This window comes from Helicobacter pylori SA213A, assembly GCF_000476275.1.
GTDB classification, from domain to species: domain Bacteria; phylum Campylobacterota; class Campylobacteria; order Campylobacterales; family Helicobacteraceae; genus Helicobacter; species Helicobacter pylori_CL.
The window spans coordinates 1-1,166 of sequence record NZ_CBOM010000056.1 but is presented as its reverse complement, the minus strand read 5'-3'; the positions used below and the strand labels follow the sequence as shown (position 1 = coordinate 1,166).

2 protein-coding genes and 2 pseudogenes are annotated in these 1,166 nt (G+C 32.8%); all 4 read right to left on the bottom strand.

Annotated features, from left to right (window positions below):
• Positions 1-209, bottom strand: a pseudogene (locus QT74_RS07860) (DNA transfer protein); the annotation flags it as partial.
• 46 nt (positions 210-255) lie between these two features.
• On the bottom strand, positions 256-522 hold the full coding sequence (locus QT74_RS07855; protein WP_033765922.1) for a hypothetical protein: 267 nt from the start codon (positions 520-522) through the stop codon (positions 256-258).
• A complete protein-coding gene (locus QT74_RS07850; protein WP_033765921.1) occupies positions 523-825 on the bottom strand; it encodes a hypothetical protein in 303 nt (100 codons plus the stop codon). It lies immediately after the preceding gene.
• A pseudogene (locus QT74_RS07845) lies at positions 822-1,166 on the bottom strand (toprim domain-containing protein); the annotation flags it as partial. The gene QT74_RS07850 and the pseudogene QT74_RS07845, both read right to left, overlap by 4 nt.

Genomic DNA, 1,166 nt, shown 5'->3' with positions numbered 1-1,166 from the left:
TTACGCCTTTTAGCTACGATTTTAAAATGCACTCCATCTACAATCTCATTAAGAGCTAAAATGCGTTCATTAAATTTTTGCGCTATTTCTTTGTCATCTAAAGACAAATAAGAAATTCCCTCTAATTTAAGAGCGCCTACAAGGTTTGATTTTTCACTTAAAAGATAATGCTCATTGTAAATGCCAACAATGTTAGTTTCTTCTTTCATGCTATAACGCTTAGGAACTAGCGAGCATAAATAATTAAAAACTTTCTCAAGCATAATAATTTCTAGCTCCTATTCTTAATGTGAAAAGTGCATGCAAAATGGCTGTTATATCTTCATCAAAAAATTCTAAAATGTAGAATACAAACACACAACTAGCCATTAAACCCATAGCATAAAGTGGTTGGAATGAGAGTAACCATGCCGACATTAAGAAACTAACAATCCAACTATCCAAGTTTAATCCCAAAAAAGTTTCTCTTTTGCTGATTTCTCTAATATTGATACTTTCAACACAAACAATATGCAATGCCATCTAAAATAACCATTGACTTAAAGTTTTAGCATTAGAAATAGCAGCGGTTATAATGATAATCCCAACGCATTTCCAACCAATTTCTCCAAGCCTGTCCCAATTTTTATAGGCGTAAATGCAAGTCCCAACAATGATTAGACCACCGACAGCTTTGATAAAGTCATTGCTTATGAAATCCAATATTTGAGTGAATTTTTGTTTGTAATCTGGCGCCGCCAATAAAAAACTAGGCATTAATATTGCCAAACTCATCATTCTACGAATTTGCTTAAACATTCTTATTCCTTTATGTTTTGTTTTCATCTTTCATGTCCTTTGTTTTGAGATTGATTGTTGGTGTAATAGACAGAATTAGCTACATATTTAGATCCAAATCCATGATCTTGTTGGTAACCATGAAACACTCCTTGTAGTAGTTTAGGTTTTGGCATTAGATCTTGTAGTTTTTGTAGTTGGTTAGCCAAGATGCTTTTTTGTGATGGTGTGGTAGTAGGGTTTTGCATTTTTTCTTTGGCATCAAATAAAAAATCTTGTAAAATCCTATTGCTAATTTGCTTCAATCCTAATGCTTTAGCGATTTTCAAATCATCGTTCGCATCTTTGCTGATAGGCATATAGATGTTTGGAATTTCTTTAGTGTGAGC

Coding starts and splice junctions, on each gene's coding strand:
- QT74_RS07855 (WP_033765922.1), bottom strand. CDS start 522: ATGGCATTGCATATTGTTTGTGTTGAAAGTATCAATATTAGAGAAATC.
- QT74_RS07850 (WP_033765921.1), bottom strand. CDS start 825: ATGAAAACAAAACATAAAGGAATAAGAATGTTTAAGCAAATTCGTAGA.